This window comes from Lentzea sp. NEAU-D7 (assembly GCF_026242055.1).
Lineage (GTDB): Bacteria > Actinomycetota > Actinomycetes > Mycobacteriales > Pseudonocardiaceae > Lentzea.
The window spans coordinates 249,298-265,805 of record NZ_JAPJDL010000006.1 but is presented as its reverse complement, the minus strand read 5'-3'; the positions used below and the strand labels follow the sequence as shown (position 1 = coordinate 265,805).

17 protein-coding genes are annotated in these 16,508 nt (G+C 69.0%); 10 read left to right on the top strand and 7 right to left on the bottom strand.

Annotation, left to right across the window (positions count from 1 at the left end; genetic code table 11):
- Positions 1–33: 33 nt before the first annotated feature.
- The 5 genes from ORI60_RS15390 to ORI60_RS15370 all read left to right on the top strand — a co-directional run bounded on the left by ORI60_RS15390 (position 34) and on the right by ORI60_RS15370 (position 4,402).
- A complete protein-coding gene (locus ORI60_RS15390; RefSeq protein WP_266037928.1) occupies positions 34–555 on the top strand; it encodes a ribbon-helix-helix protein, CopG family in 522 nt (173 codons plus the stop codon).
- A 68-nt stretch (positions 556–623) separates the two neighbouring features.
- On the top strand, positions 624–1,466 hold the full coding sequence (locus tag ORI60_RS15385; protein WP_266037927.1) for a DUF4097 family beta strand repeat-containing protein: 843 nt from the start codon (positions 624–626) through the stop codon (positions 1,464–1,466).
- A 10-nt stretch (positions 1,467–1,476) separates the two neighbouring features.
- Positions 1,477–2,412 carry an ATP-binding cassette domain-containing protein gene (locus ORI60_RS15380; RefSeq protein WP_266037926.1) on the top strand — a complete coding sequence of 312 codons (936 nt, stop codon included), beginning with the start codon at positions 1,477–1,479 and terminating at the stop codon, positions 2,410–2,412.
- Positions 2,409–3,191, top strand: coding sequence for an ABC transporter permease (locus ORI60_RS15375; protein ID WP_266037925.1), 783 nt, complete (start codon positions 2,409–2,411; stop codon positions 3,189–3,191). Before ORI60_RS15380 ends, ORI60_RS15375 begins: the two co-directional genes overlap by 4 nt.
- Positions 3,192–3,205: 14 nt before the next feature.
- Positions 3,206–4,402, top strand: a complete 1,197-nt coding sequence (locus tag ORI60_RS15370; protein WP_266037923.1) for a cytochrome P450 — start codon at positions 3,206–3,208, stop codon at positions 4,400–4,402.
- Positions 4,403–4,408: 6 nt separating this feature from the next.
- Here ORI60_RS15370 and ORI60_RS15365 read toward each other — a convergent pair whose 3' ends face one another.
- The 6 genes from ORI60_RS15365 to sigK all read right to left on the bottom strand — a co-directional run bounded on the left by ORI60_RS15365 (position 4,409) and on the right by sigK (position 9,914).
- The gene (locus ORI60_RS15365; RefSeq protein WP_266037921.1) at positions 4,409–5,110 is read right to left on the bottom strand and encodes an SDR family oxidoreductase; all 702 of its coding nucleotides are present in this window, start codon (positions 5,108–5,110) and stop codon (positions 4,409–4,411) included.
- Positions 5,111–5,161: 51 nt separating this feature from the next.
- Positions 5,162–7,027: a hypothetical protein gene (locus tag ORI60_RS15360; RefSeq protein WP_266037919.1), complete on the bottom strand. Its 1,866-nt coding sequence runs from the start codon at positions 7,025–7,027 to the stop codon at positions 5,162–5,164.
- A 101-nt stretch (positions 7,028–7,128) separates the two neighbouring features.
- On the bottom strand, positions 7,129–8,112 hold the full coding sequence (locus ORI60_RS15355) for a fatty acid desaturase family protein (protein WP_266037917.1): 984 nt from the start codon (positions 8,110–8,112) through the stop codon (positions 7,129–7,131).
- Positions 8,113–8,201: 89 nt separating this feature from the next.
- A complete protein-coding gene (locus ORI60_RS15350) occupies positions 8,202–8,552 on the bottom strand; it encodes a VOC family protein (RefSeq protein WP_266037915.1) in 351 nt (116 codons plus the stop codon).
- A gap of 43 nt (positions 8,553–8,595) precedes the next feature.
- Entirely contained in the window at positions 8,596–9,318 is a 723-nt protein-coding gene (locus tag ORI60_RS15345) for an anti-sigma factor (RefSeq protein WP_266037914.1), read from the bottom strand.
- A complete protein-coding gene (gene sigK, locus ORI60_RS15340; protein ID WP_266037913.1) occupies positions 9,315–9,914 on the bottom strand; it encodes an ECF RNA polymerase sigma factor SigK in 600 nt (199 codons plus the stop codon). Before sigK ends, ORI60_RS15345 begins: the two co-directional genes overlap by 4 nt.
- A gap of 244 nt (positions 9,915–10,158) precedes the next feature.
- Between sigK and ORI60_RS15335 the strand changes: the two genes are divergently transcribed.
- From ORI60_RS15335 to ORI60_RS15325, 3 genes are all read left to right on the top strand, one after another.
- Positions 10,159–10,809 carry a fasciclin domain-containing protein gene (locus ORI60_RS15335; protein WP_266037911.1) on the top strand — a complete coding sequence of 217 codons (651 nt, stop codon included), beginning with the start codon at positions 10,159–10,161 and terminating at the stop codon, positions 10,807–10,809.
- A gap of 178 nt (positions 10,810–10,987) precedes the next feature.
- A complete protein-coding gene (locus ORI60_RS15330; RefSeq protein WP_323055912.1) occupies positions 10,988–12,460 on the top strand; it encodes a molybdopterin-dependent oxidoreductase in 1,473 nt (490 codons plus the stop codon).
- A gap of 141 nt (positions 12,461–12,601) precedes the next feature.
- Positions 12,602–13,252: a fasciclin domain-containing protein gene (locus ORI60_RS15325; protein WP_266037911.1), complete on the top strand. Its 651-nt coding sequence runs from the start codon at positions 12,602–12,604 to the stop codon at positions 13,250–13,252.
- A gap of 65 nt (positions 13,253–13,317) precedes the next feature.
- Here the strand turns inward: ORI60_RS15325 and ORI60_RS15320 are convergent, their stop codons facing one another.
- Positions 13,318–13,704: an NAD-binding protein gene (locus ORI60_RS15320; protein ID WP_266037910.1), complete on the bottom strand. Its 387-nt coding sequence runs from the start codon at positions 13,702–13,704 to the stop codon at positions 13,318–13,320.
- Between the two features lie 428 nt (positions 13,705–14,132).
- On the opposite strand from ORI60_RS15320, the gene ORI60_RS15315 reads away from it, so the two are divergent.
- Together ORI60_RS15315 and ORI60_RS15310 are read left to right on the top strand one after the other, a co-directional pair.
- Complete coding sequence (locus tag ORI60_RS15315; protein WP_266037909.1) at positions 14,133–14,831, top strand: hypothetical protein; 699 nt, start codon at positions 14,133–14,135, stop codon at positions 14,829–14,831.
- A gap of 131 nt (positions 14,832–14,962) precedes the next feature.
- Positions 14,963–16,399 carry a hypothetical protein gene (locus ORI60_RS15310; protein ID WP_266037908.1) on the top strand — a complete coding sequence of 479 codons (1,437 nt, stop codon included), beginning with the start codon at positions 14,963–14,965 and terminating at the stop codon, positions 16,397–16,399.
- Positions 16,400–16,508 lie beyond the last annotated feature (109 nt).

Here is a 16,508-nt window from a genome sequence, read left to right as displayed (position 1 = left end):
GCTGGTGGTGCCACCGTGTGCCATAGTGATGCCATGGATCTGACCCCGTATGTGGCTTCCCTCGGCCGCGAGCTGCTGACCGCCGTCGAGACAGGCGGCGACGAAGCGAGTGCGCTGGTCGAGCGGTTGACCGTGACGATGGAGTCGGCGATCCGGCTGGCGCTGCTGGAGGCGCTGTCCGCTGCCGCCGACGAGATCACCGCGGACCTGGCACCGGACTCGGTGCAGGTGCTGCTGCGGGGCCGTGACCCGAAGTTCGTGGTGACGCGGCGGGCGCCGGAGCAGCCCGCCGCCACCCCCGAACCGGCCGCCGCCGCCCCCGCCGAGGACGTGGCGGCGGGCTTCGACGACGGCACCACCGTGCGCATCAACGTCCGGCTGCCCGAGCCGCTCAAGGCCGCGATCGACGAGGCCGCGGCCAAGGAGGGCCGTTCCGTCAACGCGTGGCTCGTGCGCGCCGCCTCGGCACAGCTGAGCCCGAAGCGCGACGCCGTCGCCGACGCGCTGACGGGCGGCGTCCCGGCACCCCAGCGTTTCGTCGGCTGGGTCCGCTAACACCGCTCCCGCACCACTTCGCCCCGACCTGCGGGGATGTTCCACCGACACCTTCTGAGGGGACAGCCATGCCTTCTTACGACACGCCAGAACCGATTTCCGTACTGCTGGACGTCTACGCGGGGTACGTCCAGATCACCGCGAGCGACCGCACCGACACGAAGGTCGACGTGCGGCCCTCCGACCCGGCCGACTCCTCGGACGTCGAGGCCGCGCAGAAGACCAAGGTCGACTACGCCGACGGCACGCTGACGGTGCGCGGGCCGAAGCGGACGTTCGACTTCTCCAAGAAGACCAGGTCGGTCGACGTCGTGATCGAGCTGCCCACGGGGTCCAAAGTGGACGTCGACGTGTCGGCCGGCGGCGTCCGCACCTCCGGGGTGCTCGGCGTGACCGAGGTCGACCTGTCCGCGGGCAACATCCACGTCGACCGGACCGGGCCGCTGAGGGCCGACACCGGTGCCGGAGCGGTCACCGTCGGCGTGGTCGAGGGCAACGCCGACGTCAAGACAGGCAGCGGCCACATCCGCATCGGCACGGTCCGCGGAGCGCTGGTCGCCAAGAACTCCAACGGCCACATCGACGCCGGCGTGGTCGAGGGCGAGCTGAAGGCGCGTTCCGCCAACGGCGACATCACCGTCGAACGCGCCGGTGGGCCCGCGGAGGCCAGGACCGCGATGGGATCCATCAACGTCGGCGAGGTCGTCCGCGACACCGTCACGCTCAACACCGCGATGGGCGGCATCGAGATCGGGATCGCCCAGGGCACCGCCGCGTGGATCGACGCCAAGACCTCGTTCGGCCGCGTTGCCAACACGCTCGAGGGCAGCGACGGCCCCGGCAACTCCGCGGAGACCGTCAAGGTCACCGCCCACACGTCCTTCGGCGACATCACCGTCCGCCGCAGCTGAGGGGGAAACCATGTACGCGATCAAGGCAACCGGCCTGCGCCGCTCCTACGGCGACAACGAGGTGCTCAAGGGCGTCGACCTGAACGTCCAGCGCGGCACCGTCTTCTCGCTGCTCGGCGCGAACGGCGCCGGCAAGACCACCACCGTCAAGATCCTCTCGACGCTCATCCGCGCGGACGGCGGCAGCGCGTCCGTCGCCGGTCACGACGTGGCGGACGACCCGGACGGCGTCCGCGCCGCCATCGGTGTCACCGGCCAGTTCTCCGCCGTCGACAACCTGATGACCGGCCGCGAGAACCTGAAGCTCATGGCCGACCTGCACCACCTCGGCAAGGTGGACGGCAGGCGCAAGGCCGAGCAGTTGCTGGAGCAGTTCGACCTGGTGGACGCGGCCGACAAGTCCGCGTCGACCTACTCCGGCGGCATGCGGCGCCGGCTCGACCTCGCGATGACGCTGGTCGGCTCGCCACAGGTGATCTTCCTGGACGAGCCGACGACGGGCCTCGACCCGCGCAGCCGCCGCACGATGTGGCAGATCGTGCGGCAGCTGGTGGCGAGCGGCGTCACGATCTTCCTCACCACCCAGTACCTCGAGGAGGCCGACGAGCTCGCCGACCGGATCGCGGTGCTGGACCAGGGGAGGATCGTCGCCGAGGGCACGGCGGACGAGCTCAAGCGCCGCATCCCCGGCGGTCACGTCCTGTTGCAGTTCACCGATCCCCGGCACCTCGAAGCCGCCGTCCGGATCGTGGGCGACTCCTCCCGCGACGGTGAGGCGCTCGCCCTGCGCGTGCCCAGCGACGGCAGCGTCCGCTCGCTCAAGGCCCTGCTCGACCGGCTCGACGACAACGCGGTCCTGGTCGACTCGCTCAGCACCCACACGCCCGACCTAGACGACGTCTTCCTCGCCCTCACCGGCAGCCCCGACAAGGTGGTCCAGTCATGAGCTACGTCCTGACCGACTCGGCGACGATGGTGCGCCGCAACCTCAGGCGAATGATCCGCTACCCGTCCCTGACGGTCCAGCTCCTGATCATGCCGGTCGTCTTCCTGCTGCTGTTCGTCTACGTCTTCGGCGGCACGCTGGGCGCCGGGCTCGGCGGGCCCTCCGGCGGCCGCGCGGAGTACCTCAACTACGTCACGCCGACGATCATCCTCATGTCGATCACCGCGGCGGTGCAGGGCACGAGCATCTCGATCGCGATGGACATGACCGAGGGCATCGTGGACCGCTTCCGCACCATGGCGATCGCCCGCGTGTCCGTCCTGACAGGACACGTCATCGGCAGCCTGGTGCAGACGGTCCTCGCCATGACGTTCGTCTTCGGTGTCGCGGTCGCGATCGGGTTCCGGCCGCAGGCGAGCGCTCTCGGCTGGCTCACCGTGGCCGGCCTGCTGGTCGCCATGTCGTTCGCGATGATCTGGCTGTCCGCCGCGCTGGGCCTCGCCAGCAAGTCCGTCGAGTCGTCGAGCAACGTCGGCCTGCCGCTGATCCTGCTCCCGTTCTTCGGCAACGGTTTCGTGCCCACCGACTCGATGCCGACCGTGCTGCGCTGGTTCGCCGAGTACCAGCCGTTCACCCCGTTCATCGACGCCCTGCGCGGTCTGCTGATGGGCACGCCGATCGGCAACAGCGGCTACATCGCCTTCACCTGGTGCGCCGTCATCGGGATCGGCGGCTACCTGTGGTCCAAGAAGCTCTTCAACCGCGAGTCCACCCGCTGAAGGAGGAACCGACCATGTTGCACGGCCTTCCCACGGACCGCGACGTCAGTCCGTTCGTCCCGCCCAGCCGGGTCTCCCTGGCGCGCGAGACCCGCCCGGTCAGCCCGATGCTCTTCCCCGACGGCCACGAGGGCTGGTTCATCACCGGCTACGAAGCCGTCCGGCAGGCCCTGGCGGACACCAGGTTCAGCAACCGGCAGGACCTCGGCATCATCCACGTGCCGTTCCCGACGCCCGGCATGCCCGAGCAGACCGAACCGTCCCCGCAGACGCCCGGGCTGTTCATCAGCATGGACCCGCCGGACCACACCCGGTTGCGCCGCAAGCTCACCGGGGCGTTCACCGTCAAGCGGATGAAGGCGCTCGAAGAGGGCATCGTCGAGATCACCGAACGGCAGCTGGACGCCCTGGCGGAGCTCACGCCGCCGGTCGACCTCGTCAAGGAGTTCGCGCTTCCGGTGCCGTCACTGGTGATCTGCGAGATCCTCGGTGTCCCCTACGCGGACCGCGACACGTTCCAGACCAACTCCTCCAAGTTCATGGAGAGGGAGGTGAACCTCGAGGACAAGATGGCCGCCTACATGGCGATGAACACCTACCTGGCCGAACTGGTCGTCAGCAAGCGCGCCGAACCGGTGGACGACCTGCTGTCCGATCTGGCCCGCGACGAGGACCTCAGCATCGAGGAGCTCTGCGGGATGGCGTTCCTGCTGCTGCTCGCGGGCCACGAGACGACCGCGAACATGTTGTCGCTGGGCACCTTCGCGCTGCTGGAGCACCCGGACCAGCTGGCCGCGCTGCGGTCGGACCCGGCGATGATCCCCGACGCCGTCGAGGAGCTGCTGCGCTACCTCGCCGTCGCCGACATCTTCTTCCGGTACGCCGCCGAGGACATCGAGTTCTTCGGGGAGACGATCCCCAAGGGTTCGTCGGTCATCCTGTCGTTGTTGGCGGGCAACCACGATCCGGAGCGTTACGAGCACGCCGACACGCTCGACGTGCACCGCAACGCCCGTGGCCACCTCTCGTTCGGGCACGGCGTGCACCAGTGCCTCGGTCAGCAGCTGGCCCGCATCGAGATGCGCGCCGGGTTCGAGGGACTGCTGCGCCGCTTCCCGTCACTGGAACTCGCCGTGCCGGCCCGTGAGGTCAAGCTCAGGACCGACATGAACATCTACGGCGTGCACGCCCTGCCGGTCACCTGGTCGTGATGCCCGTCAGACGGTGAAACCGCCGTCCGCGTTGATGATGGCGCCGGTGACGTACGCACCGGCCTCACCCGCCAGAGCCGCGACGACAGCGGCGATCTCCGCTGGTTCTCCGTAGCGCCCCAACGCCGTCAGACCCCGGATCGTGTCCGCCAACGGCCCGTCGGCCGGGTTCATGTCGGTGTCGGTCGGGCCGGGGTTCACGACGTTCACCGTGATGCCCGACGGACCCAGTTCGCGCGCCAGGCCCTTCGTCATCCCGAACAGCGCGGTCTTGCTGGCCGAGTACAGGGCGAAGCCGGGAAACGGCGAGTACACGGCGACATTGCTGCCGATGCTGATGATCCGGCCACCCTCACCCATGTGCCGTGCCGCCGCACGCGCAGCCAGGTACGGCGCGCGCACGTTCACGGCCATCGTGAGGTCGAACTCCTCCCGGCCGAGCTCCTCCAGCGGTCCGACCCGGAAGACCGCAGCGTTGTTCACGAGCACGTCGAGCCGTCCGAAGTGGACCGCGGTCTCCTCGACCGCGGCCACGACGGCGTCCGGATCGGCGCTGTCCGCCTGGATGGCGAAACCGTTGTCCGGCTTGGTGTTCTGGTACGTGACCGCGACCTGCGCGCCGAGTGCGGCGAGCTTCTCGGCCACCGCGGCTCCGATGCCCCGGCTCCCGCCGGTGACGAGAGCCGCTTTCCCCTCAAGTGATCCCATGCCGATCAGCCTGCTGGAACCGCGGTCAGGATTCTGGCGGGAATCGGACCGTCAGTTGGCGCCTCGGGTGTAGGCCCACGCGGTGCGGTTGAGGGTGTCCTCGATCCCCGTGAAGCCCTCGTTGGGGTTGAGCACGTCCTCGTGGAAGTCGACGTCCACGTCGTCGGCCGTGCCACCGATGCCGTCCGGGCCGACGCCGAACATGCCCTTCGGGTTGCCGCCCTGGTCCATGATCGCGTCGAGCGCGTTGAACTGGTCCTGGTGCCAGCTGCCCGACATGTGCCCCGCCTCGTGCGCGGTGATGTTGCCGATCGCCCGGCCGATGAACGCGATCTTGTCACTGGCCGGCGTGATGTAGGCGTTCAGCGACGTCTGCGACTGGGAGGCGGGTGCGCTGAGGACGTCGAGCAGCACCAGCGAGGTCTCCTCCTTGCCGAAGTTGCCCGCGTCGATCGACTGCGCGATGCCGACGGTCGGGATGCCGGACTCGGCGATCGAGCCGCCGACGACCACGCGGCTGACGTTCTTCTGGCCCCACGGGTCGGCGTGGTCGCGGCTGTTCAGGATCCGCACGGCGAACCGCCTGTTGGTGCCCTTCGCGGCCAGGTCGTGCTCGACGTTCTCTCGGACGGTCGCGACCACGCCGTCGATCACGGCGTTCTCGTCGGCGCCGGTGAGACCCCAGCCGGGCAGGAACTTCCTCAACGGAGAGAGGTCCTTGTTGCCCGCCGAGGGGTCGACGCCGAAGATCCGGGTGTTGACCCGCGCGCCGTCGAAGTCGAGGAAGATCGTCAGCACCTCGGGGCGCTGGTTGAGCTCCGAGCCGGGGCGATAGGCCTCGACCGTGACGTCGTAGCGGCCGTCACCGTTCTCGGCACCGACGGTGTAGCGGCCGTCCTTCGGCGCCACGAAGTCCGCGACGGCGTTGCCACCGGCGGGCATCGGGGAGTTCTCGGCGTACAGGAAGCTGAAGTCCTGCGACGAACCGAAGACCTCGCGCCCGGCGGGGTCGTGGACGACGACCCTGGTCGCTTTGCCCGCCGCCGACGCGCCCAGCACGTCACCCGCCTTCAGGTCGACCGAGAAGTAGTCCCTGTCCGCGGGGCCGCCGCCGGTCGCGATGGTCAGGTCGTAGGTGCCCTCGGTGAGGACGCGCTTGCCGGTGCCGGGGGTCATCGGGTCGGCCGGGATCCCGCCGGGTCCGGCCGCCGCGACCATGAGGTAGACGTCCTGTCCGGCGGGCACCGGGACCCTCAGCCTGCTGTCCGTGCTGCCCGCGAGGTTGTCGTGCTGGTCCAGGAGCCGCCCCGTCGCGTCGAACGAGGCGAGCAGGGTGTCCAGGTCACCGGTCGGCGTGTCCGTCTCGACGAGGACGATCCGCCCCTCGGCACCGCCGGACAGCTTGTAGAAGTCGTGGTCGCCGGTGCCGTCGCCGCCGCTGCCGTACGGGCCGTCGCCGATCTTGCCGCTGGTGCGCACGGCCCTCTCGCGGGCGGGCACACCGGGGTCGCTCGCGAGCGGGACGGCGTCGTTGGTCTCGGCGAACGGCGCCGCCACGGGGATCGTGGGGTCACCCGCGAGGTCGCCGGTGATCGTGAGCTTCGGGTTCTTGCCCCTGCCGGTCCCGAACCCGGCCACGTGCTCGGCCTTCGAGGGCGCGTCGTTGGCGCCCTGCCCGGTCTCCTTCTCGGTGTAGGCCAACGGCTGGCCCGCGCTCTTCGCGGCCACGCGCGACTGCTTGCGGGCCTCCCGGTTCCGCTGCACCGCGGCCCAGTCGACCTTCGCCTCCGCCGGCAGGAAGGCCAGCATCGGGTCGGGCTGGAAGGTCGGTGCCGCGGGCTCGGCCGCCGACTGCCCGCCGACGACCAGAGCCAGTGCCATACCTGCTGTGAGCACGCCAAACAGATGCTTTCGCATGGTCAGTTCCCCCGGTTCGGTCCTTCCACCGAGGAAACCAGCGCCGTGCGGGCCGGACGACCGTTTTGGTCAGCCTTTGTCCATTTCAGGACATTCGTGGATCAGGCCGCGGCCTTGCGCATCGGCTGCGCGACCTCGTGCAGGTGCTGCAGGACGAATCCGTAGGACCGGAACAGGCCGCACTGGGCGTAGGAAATCCCGTGCTGCTCGCAGAACTTGTGCACGATCGCCTGCGCGTGCTTCAGGTTCGGCCGCGGCATGCTCGGGAACAGGTGGTGCTCGATCTGGTAGTTCAGCCCGCCGAGCAGGATGTCGACGAACCAGCCGCCCCGGATGTTGCGCGAGGTCAGCACCTGCTTGCGCAGGAAGTCGAGCGAGTGCCCGGCCGACAGCACCGGCATGCCCTTGTGGTTGGGGGCGAACGAACATCCCATGTAGAAGCCCCACAGCGCCTGGTGCACCAGGACGAACGCGATGGCGTACACGGGGGAGAGGACCCAGAACACGACCGCGAGGTACACCACGACGTTCGCGATCATCACGGTCCGCTCGCGGCCCGAGTACCGGATCGAGTGCCAGTGCAGCGCGAAGCCTTCCAGCAGCAGCAACGGGAAGAACAGCACCGCCTGGTGCGAGGCGATCCACCGCAGCGGGCCGCGCTTGGCCGCGCCCTGCCGTTGCGTGAACGCGAGCACCGAGATGTCGACGTCCGGGTCCTCGTCCTCGTGGTTCGGGTTGGCGTGGTGGCGGCTGTGCTTGCCCACCCACCACTCGTAGCTGACGCCGACCAGCCCGCTGTGGGCGTAGCCGGTGATCTCGTTCCACTTCTTCGAGGCGAAGATCTGCTTGTGGCCCGCGTCGTGCCCGATGAACGCGAGCTGCGTGGACATCACGGCCAGCACGACCGCGACCGCGAGCTGCCACCACGAGTCGCCCAGCAGCGCGAACGCCACCCAGGCCGCCGCGTAGACCACGAGGTTCACGCCGATCCGGGTGAAGTAGTAACCGCGCCGCCGAGCAAGCAGGCCGGCCTGCTTGATCTCGGTGGACAACTGGGCGAAGTCGCTCGCCTGCCGGAGTGCCATTCGCGCAGAATGCCTGATCGCGGCGACTAAGTCATGCACGGCCCGTGAAGTCGTTACCAACCACGCGGGTCAGACCGGCATCGGCACGTCTACCAGCTCACGAGGCAGAAGGGGTGGCCGGCGGGATCCGCGTGGACGTGGAACCGCTCGCCGCCGCCTTCGAGCCTGCGCGCACCGAGGGCCCGCACCTGCTCGCCCGCCGCGGCGAGATCGTCCACCCGCACGTCGAAGTGCATGTGCGCGGTCTCGTCCGGCCATTTCGGCGGTTGCCAGCCCTCGACCCGTGCGAACGCCACGCCGGGACGGTCCGGGGCGTCACCGATGACGACGAACTCCTCGTCGTCCTGCACCCGGACCATCCCGAGCAGCTTCTCGTAGAACTCCGCGAGGCTTCGCGGATCAGGGCAGTCCACCACCAGGCCGTGCCAGCGTCCGATCATGCGCGGGATGCTGGCACGGAACCAGGACAGCTGCCGTCCTGGATCAGGCGAGTGGCATCGCCATCACCGCCGGCGTGGTGGGTGCCGGCGAACCTCCCACCGGCTCCACGGTCAGCGCGACCTCCTGCGCTCCGGTGAGCCCGTTGACGACGACCGGTGACGACCGCGAGTCGAGCAGCCCGGCCGGCTTCGGGTCACCGTCGGCGCCGATCAGCCAGAGCTGGTAGGTGTGCCCGTCCGGTGCCTGGGGCAGGTCCTTGGCGAGGAACAGCGCCTCGTCGCGGCTGGCCGAGATGACAGCGGTACCGGTGGCGCCGTTCGGTGCCCTGCCGTTGATCAGCTTCGCGTCCGGCGTGGACAGGAAGTCGGAGAACCGGCTGTACTCGCTGGAGAGCTGCGCCAGCTGCCGTTCCTGGTCGGACTGCGAGTACTGCACCGTCACGAACACCGCGGCGACGAGGCAGGCGGCCGCGAGCAGCCCTCCCGCCCAGCGCTTGCGGCGCGGGTCCGGCACGCGTGCCGCGTGGGGGGACAGCTGGCGGGTCTCGGCCGCCGCCGCGAGCACGCGGGCGCGGAGCTGGGGAGGGGGTGCGTGCTCGACCGCGCCGCCCAGCCGCGCGGCCGTGGCCGCGAGCTCGGTGACCTCGACCGCGCAGCTCTCGCAGCGGGTCAGGTGCGCCTCGAAAGCGGCTCGTTCGAAGTCCGACAACGCGTTCACGGCGTAGGCGCCGGTGAGCGTGTGCAGATCAGCGGATGTGGTCCTCATCCGGTCACCCCCATGCAGTCCCGCAGTCGGATCAGGCCGTCGCGCATGCGGGTCTTGACCGTGCCGAGCGGAATGCCCAGCAGACTCGAGACCTCCGGATACGAATAGCCCTGGTAGTAGGCGAGCAGCACGGACTCGCGCTGCAGCTCGGTCAGGAAGCTCAGACAGCGCCGCACCTGACGTTGCTCGAGCCGGCCGTCGACCTGCTCGCTCACCTCGTCGAACGGCCTGGCCGGGTCGAGGCGGGCCGCGCGGTCCTCGCGGTGCGTGGCGGCCTGGGCGGACCGGACGCGGTCGACGGCCCTGCGGTGCGTCAGCGTGAGGATCCAGGTGGTGGCACTGCCCCGCTCGGGGTCGAACCTGGTCGCGGTCCGCCACACCTCGAGCATCACCTCCTGGAACACCTCCTCCGACTGCGCCTGGTCCCGCACGACGCGCCTGATCAGCCCGAACACCGAGCCGGCCACGACGTCGTAGAGACGCTCGAACGCCGCCTCGTCGCCCCGTGCGACCAGCGCGAGCAGGTCGTCGGCGGTCGGGCCGACGTCACGAGGGGTGCTCTGCAGGCTTTGCAGCGCCCGCTCACGCTCTGGCATCCCAGGTCCTCTCCTCGGCTGTTGTCCTCTGGTTGTTCGCAGCAGAGGCGCAGATGGATCGGTCCGGATCGCTTCGTCACACCGAGGTGTGGCCGATCGTGTTCCAGCCGCCTTGGAAAACCGCTCGTCAGTCTGTTGTGGACACTGCGGTTGGTAACGGATTCATAACCACACCCATCCGCTTCCCGGGGCGCGGCGAATCACGAGTAGCAACTGCTCGATCACCCTTTGGAGATGTCTCGTCATGAACATGACCGTCCGCAACACCGTTCTGGCCGTCGGCGCCGCCTCGCTCGCCCTGTTCGGCGCGGCGTGCGGCTCGGGTGACATGGCCAGCAGCGGCAGCACTTCCAGCGCCGCGCCCACCACGACCACCCAGTCCTCGGCCGCGATGGCCGACCCGGCCGCGAACCTCGTCGGCCCCGGTTGTGCCGACTACGCGAAGCAGGTCCCGTCCGGTGCGGGCTCGGTCTCCGGCATGGCCGCCGACCCGGTCGCGGTCGCCGCGAGCAACAACCCGCTGCTCACGACCCTGGTGAGCGCGGTGTCGGGCAAGCTGAACCCGAAGGTGAACCTGGTTTCGACGCTCAACGGTGCCGAGTTCACCGTGTTCGCGCCGGTCGACTCGGCGTTCGCGAAGATCGACGCCGCGACGATCGAGAAGCTCAAGACCGACGACGCGCTGCTGACGAAGATCCTGACCTACCACGTCGTTCCCGGCCAGATCACGCCCGACAAGATCGCCGGTGACCAGAAGACCGTCCAGACCGGCACCGTCAAGGTCACCGGCTCCAAGGACGCGCTGAAGGTCAACGACGCCAACGTGATCTGCGGTGGCGTGAAGACCGCCAACGCCACCGTCTACCTCATCGACTCGGTGCTGCTGCCTGCCTGACATCACCCGCTCGGCACCTGGGCACTCACGTCTCGGACGTGAGTGCCCAATGCCGTGTTCCAGTCCAATGTGGATTGTTGAAAAACACTGCACGTGAGCCAATCCGCTCAGCGGTCTGTTCCGAACAACAGATGTGAAGGCAACACGATCCGTCCTCATCGGCCTTGTGTCGGTGGCCGTGGCGTTGGCGGTAGGGCATCTCGTCGCAGGGCTGGTGAGTCCGCTGGCGTCGCCGTTCCTCGCTGTCGGCAACACCGCGATCGACCTGACGCCTCATCCGGTCAAGGACTTCGCGATTCGCACGTTCGGTGAGAACGACAAGCTGGTGCTGCTCGGCGGCATGGCGGTCGTGCTCGCGGGCCTCGGCGTGGTGGCGGGGCTGCTGTCGCGGCGCAGTCCGTGGCCCGGCACGGCTCTCGCCGCGGTGCTCGGTCTCGTCGGCATCGTCGCGGTGCTGGCCCGGCCGACGACGACCACGTGGGGTGTGATCGCCCCGCTGGCCAGTCTTGTGGCCGGTGTGGCGGCGTTCCGCTGGTTGTGGTCCCGCGGCCAGGCTCAGACCCCGGCTCCGGCCGAGGCTCCGGGCAGGCGGAAGTTCCTGCTGTCGACGGCGGCGATCGCCGCGGTGGCGGGTGTCGCGGCGGCGGGCGGGCAGTGGCTCGCCGGCCGGGTGGACGTCGAAGCCTCGCGGCGCGGGATCACGTTGCGGCCCGGGAAGAAGGCGCCGGAGATCCCGTTCGACGCTGACTTCGCGCGTGAGGGCACACCGTCGTTCCTGACGCCGAACGAGAAGTTCTACCGCGTCGACACCGCGCTCACCGTGCCTCGCCTGCGCGCCGAGGACTGGCGCCTGCGGGTGCACGGCATGGTGGACAACGAAATGCTGCTCACCTACGACGACCTGCTGCGGCGTCCGCTGGTGGAGAAGACGATCACACTGGTGTGCGTGTCCAACGAGGTCGGTGGGCCGTACATCTCCACGTCGAACTTCATCGGTGTCGACCTCGCGGACCTGTTGCGGGAGGCCGGTGTGCGTTCCGGCTCCGACCAGCTCGCGACGCGCAGCGTGGACGGCTGGACGTGCGGCACCCCGGTCGACTCCATCATGGCGCCGGGCTCGAACGCGATGCTGGCGCTGGGGATGAACGGCGAGCCGCTGCCGCTGGAACGCGGCTTCCCGGTCCGCATGGTCGTGCCGGGCCTCTACGGCTACGTGTCGGCGACGAAGTGGCTGGTGGACATGGAGCTCACCACCTTCGACGCGTTCGACCCGTACTGGGCGCAGCGCAAGTGGGCCAAGAAGGCGCCTGTCAAGACCATGTCCAGGATCGACCGGCCGAAGTCCTTCGAGAGGGTGCCGGCGGGCCGGTTCGTCGCGGCGGGCATCGCCTGGGCCCAGCACACCGGCGTCGACCGCGTCGAGGTCCGGGTCGACGGAGGGCCCTGGCAGGAGGCGACGCTGAGCCGGGAGGTCAACGTCGACACCTGGCGGATGTGGCGCATCGAGCTGGACCTGAAGGAGGGCAACCACACCGTGGAATGCCGTGCCACCGACCGGAAGGGCTACACCCAGACCAACGAGCGTGCCGCCCCGATCCCGGACGGCGCGTCCGGCTGGCACTCGATGGTGTTCACCTCGGTGGCGGGATAGTCGTGCCCAGCAGGACAGTCCACATAGGACAGAAGTAGCAACACGAGATTTGTAACGGGTCTATAACCAGACCCATCCGTTCGCCCAGCTGTGGCGAATCACGAGTAGCAACTGACCGAACACTCTTGGAGATGTCTCGTCATGAACATGACCGTCCGCAACACCGTCCTGGCCGTCGGCGCCGCCTCGCTCGCCCTGTTCGGCGCGGCGTGCGGCTCGGGTGACATGGCCAGCAGCGGCAGCACTTCCAGCGCCGCGCCCACCACGACCACCCAGTCCTCGGCCGCGATGGCCGACCCGGCCGCGAACCTCGTCGGCCCCGGTTGTGCCGACTACGCCAAGCAGGTCCCGTCCGGCGCCGGTTCCGTGAGCGGCATGGCCGCCGACCCGGTGGCCGTGGCCGCCAGCAACAACCCGCTGCTCACCACGCTCGTCAGCGCGGTGTCCGGCAAGCTGAACCCGAAGGTCAACCTCGTGTCGACGCTCAACGGTGCCGAGTTCACCGTGTTCGCGCCGGTCGACTCGGCGTTCGCGAAGATCGACGCCGCGACGATCGAGAAGCTCAAGACCGACGACGCGCTGCTGACCAAGATCCTGACGTACCACGTCGTTCCCGGCCAGATCACGCCCGACAAGATCGCCGGTGACCAGAAGACCGTCCAGACCGGCACCGTCAAGGTCACCGGCTCCAAGGACGCGCTGAAGGTCAACGACGCCAACGTGATCTGCGGTGGCGTGAAGACCGCCAACGCCACCGTCTACCTCATCGACTCGGTGCTGCTGCCCGCCTGACATCTCCAGGGAAGGCAGTACCGCGACTCCGGGAACCGTGCTCACGTGCGGTTTCCGGAGTTTTTTCACGTCTGCTCGTCGGGAAGTCTGATGTGGACGGACGTCGCGTAGGAGGACACGAACAGCGCGTGGTTCTCCGGTTCGCGGATGACCACGATGATCACCGTGTCCGGGTTCGCCGCCCGCACCGTCCTGGTGATCAGGTAGGCGTTGAGGTCGTCCGGGACCGTGACGACGACGCGATCGGCGATGTCGGCGCGTGCGTCGTCCAGCGCGCATCTGTCCCGCCCGTCCCCGAGGACCGCGGTGGCACCGTTGGCCGTGGCCTCGGCGACGGCGAGGTAGTCGGTGTCCAGCACGGTCAGCAGGGCGTCCGGCTGCGAGGCCAGCACCGAGTTGATGGCGCGCCGCCCCGTGTCGCCGTAGCCGATGACGAGGATGTGATCGGTCACGTCCAAGGATTCGGGGCGCCGGCCGGGCCGGATTGCGTCCGTTCAGGTATCTGCTGAACGCGACCGGTAGTCACTCCATCAGGTGGATCGGGGGACAAGGCCGATCCGGCATGCCCGCGGCGCACGGATGTACAGCGCGCGGATCCGCCAGATGCGGTTCAGCCGGCTCGGGACGGCGCCACGCACGTCCCTGTGCGTCCGGTTTCGGAAGTGGGCGCACAGGGACGCGGCCCGCCATGTCGATCACTGCGCGTCGACGTCATGTGCACGATCTCGTGTCGCAAAGTAATCGCGAATTCATGTTTCGAATTAATTCGCCGCTTTGAGCTGCGTGAACGAAATTGATTCCACTTTCGAGTGAACCGGTGTCCGTGGGGTGTCGAATACACGGATGTACAGGTGCTGATTCGTCGAAAGGGGGTGATTACATGAAGTCGACATGCTCCACAGCACTGCGGCGGACGCTCGGTGTGGCCGGATTCCTCATCGGATTCGGGCTCCTGTCCGCCGGAGTGGCGAATGCCGACGAGGGGGACTCGCCCGGCCTGCTGGACGGGGTCACCGCTCTCGTCGCTCCCGTGACCGAACCGGTGCTCGCACCGCTGGCACCGGCCGTGGACACCGTCGTGCAGGCCCTGAGCCCGGCGTTGGAGCCACTCCAGCCCGTGACAGCGCCGTTGCTCGCCCCTGTGGCGCGCACGGTGCAGGACGTGCCGGTGGTGCCTCGGGCCCTGGAGCCGTTGGTGCCGCAGCCATCTGAACAGGCTGACGTCCCACCGCCGGTCACGCCGTCACCGGTGCCGCTCGCACCGGCCGTCGTGCCGGAGGTCCACGCCGCGGCGCTGCCCGACCGGGTCGTGGTGACAACACCACCGCGGCAGCAAGAGATGTACGCACCTGACGTGGCGCCCCCGATCGAGGCGCCCCAGAAGCAGTCACCTGAAGTGCCGTCCGCTCTACCCGGCACGACAGGATCAGCGTCCTCGAGCGGATCGGGGAACACAGCGGTGCCGGACCTCCCAGCGGGATCGGGAGTTCGCCCGCACAGCGAGTCGCTCGTCGTGAGCCGGGACCACCAGGTCCACGGGTCGTGGTGCTACTACTACGGCCGCAACCATCCCAGTTGACCAGTCCTGCCAACCAAGCCGACCAGATCACCAAGCTTGATTGACAGGAAGGTTCGACAATGCACAGCTCTGTGCGACGCGGCTTGCTGGCCGCAGCGTTCTCGGGAGGATTCCTCCTGTTCGGAACGGCGATGGCAAGCGCCGACACCGGGGGCAACGGTCTCCTCGGCGGCGTCGGCGACGTCGTGAACTCGGTCGTGAACGGTGGCAACGGCGGTGATTCGGGTGACGGCGGCAACGCCACCAGCTCGAACAACGCCACGTCCGGCAACTCGGGTGACTCCGGGAACTCCGGCGCCACCGGCGGCAACAGCGCCTATGGCGTGTGTGTGCTGGCCGAGTGCCACACGAACGTCAGCTCGGGCGACTCGGGTGACACCGGTGCCACGGGTGCGACCGGTGACGCTTCCAACCACAGCACCACCGTGGGCGGGAACTCCGGTCCTGCCGGCAACGGTGGCGACGCCACCGCGGCCGGTCGTGCGCAGAACACCGGTGCGACCGCGGGCAACGGTGGCAACTCGGGCAACGGCGGCGACGCCACGAGCTCGAACACCGCGCGGTCGGGCGACTCCGGTGACTCCGGCAACTCGGGTGACACCGGCGGCAACAGCGCCTATGGCGTGTGTGTGCTGGCCGAGTGCCACACGAACGTCAGCTCAGGCGACTCCGGGAACACCGGTGCCACCGGCTCCACCGGTGACGCCTCCAACCACAGCAACACCGCGGGTGGGAACTCCGGTCCCGCCGGCGACGGCGGCGACGCGGCGGTCATGACGAAGGACCAGAAGTGGGGCCACCACGACAAGTGGAGCAACCACGGCAAGTCCGGTTCGGCCAAGGCCACCGCGGGCAAGGGCGGCAGCTCGGGTGACGGCGGCAACGCCAGCAGCTCGAACAACGCCAAGACCGGTGACTCGGGTGACTCCGGGAACTCGGGCGACACCGGCGGCAACGAGGCCGTCGTCCGCACGACCGGTTCCGAGCGCGGCCACGGCTGGTCCTGGAACGGCACCAAGTCCTGGACCACGGTGACGTCGGGCGACTCCGGCGACACGGGTGCCACCGGCACGACCGGTGGCGCGGGCAACCACAGCGTCACCAAGGGCGGCAACTCCGGCCCGGCCGGTGACGGCGGCGATGCCTGGGCGGTGACCGAGCAGGGCAAGTCCTGGAACCACGGCAAGTCCGGTTCGGCCAAGGCCACCGCGGGCAAGGGCGGCAACTCGGGTGACGGCGGCAACGCCAGCAGCTCGAACAACGCCACGACCGGTGACTCGGGCGACTCCGGGAACTCCGGTGCCACCGGCGGCAACAAGGCAGTGGTGAAGACCGAGAACAAGCACCACCGCGGCGGCAACTGCCACGGCTGGAAGCACGACTGGAAGAACCACGGCACCAAGTCCTGGACCGAGGTCACCTCGGGCGACTCCGGTGACACGGGTGCCACCGGTTCGACCGGCGACGCCTCCAACCACAGCACCACGGCCGGTGGCCACTCCGGTCCCGCGGGCGACGGCGGCGACGCCACGTCCTGGACCCGCGGGAAGCACTCCGTGAAGGCGTGACCACCAGGTGATCACAGGGCGGGGCCGGCATCTGCCGGTCCCGTCCTTCGCTTTCCGGCGATGTGTCTTCCTCTGCCAGCGGGGTAGTCGACTGGGGGAGAACGCGATA

Excerpts from the sequence above, each read along its gene's own strand:
- ORI60_RS15390 (WP_266037928.1), top strand. The coding sequence starts at position 34 with ATGGATCTGACCCCGTATGTGGCTTCCCTCGGCCGCGAGCTGCTGACC.
- ORI60_RS15385 (WP_266037927.1), top strand. The coding sequence starts at position 624 with ATGCCTTCTTACGACACGCCAGAACCGATTTCCGTACTGCTGGACGTC.
- ORI60_RS15380 (WP_266037926.1), top strand. The coding sequence starts at position 1,477 with ATGTACGCGATCAAGGCAACCGGCCTGCGCCGCTCCTACGGCGACAAC.
- ORI60_RS15375 (WP_266037925.1), top strand. The coding sequence starts at position 2,409 with ATGAGCTACGTCCTGACCGACTCGGCGACGATGGTGCGCCGCAACCTC.
- ORI60_RS15370 (WP_266037923.1), top strand. The coding sequence starts at position 3,206 with ATGTTGCACGGCCTTCCCACGGACCGCGACGTCAGTCCGTTCGTCCCG.
- ORI60_RS15365 (WP_266037921.1), bottom strand. The coding sequence starts at position 5,110 with ATGGGATCACTTGAGGGGAAAGCGGCTCTCGTCACCGGCGGGAGCCGG.
- ORI60_RS15360 (WP_266037919.1), bottom strand. The coding sequence starts at position 7,027 with ATGCGAAAGCATCTGTTTGGCGTGCTCACAGCAGGTATGGCACTGGCT.
- ORI60_RS15355 (WP_266037917.1), bottom strand. The coding sequence starts at position 8,112 with ATGGCACTCCGGCAGGCGAGCGACTTCGCCCAGTTGTCCACCGAGATC.
- ORI60_RS15350 (WP_266037915.1), bottom strand. The coding sequence starts at position 8,552 with ATGATCGGACGCTGGCACGGCCTGGTGGTGGACTGCCCTGATCCGCGA.
- ORI60_RS15345 (WP_266037914.1), bottom strand. The coding sequence starts at position 9,318 with ATGAGGACCACATCCGCTGATCTGCACACGCTCACCGGCGCCTACGCC.
- sigK (WP_266037913.1), bottom strand. The coding sequence starts at position 9,914 with ATGCCAGAGCGTGAGCGGGCGCTGCAAAGCCTGCAGAGCACCCCTCGT.
- ORI60_RS15335 (WP_266037911.1), top strand. The coding sequence starts at position 10,159 with ATGAACATGACCGTCCGCAACACCGTTCTGGCCGTCGGCGCCGCCTCG.
- ORI60_RS15325 (WP_266037911.1), top strand. The coding sequence starts at position 12,602 with ATGAACATGACCGTCCGCAACACCGTCCTGGCCGTCGGCGCCGCCTCG.
- ORI60_RS15315 (WP_266037909.1), top strand. The coding sequence starts at position 14,133 with ATGAAGTCGACATGCTCCACAGCACTGCGGCGGACGCTCGGTGTGGCC.
- ORI60_RS15310 (WP_266037908.1), top strand. The coding sequence starts at position 14,963 with ATGGCAAGCGCCGACACCGGGGGCAACGGTCTCCTCGGCGGCGTCGGC.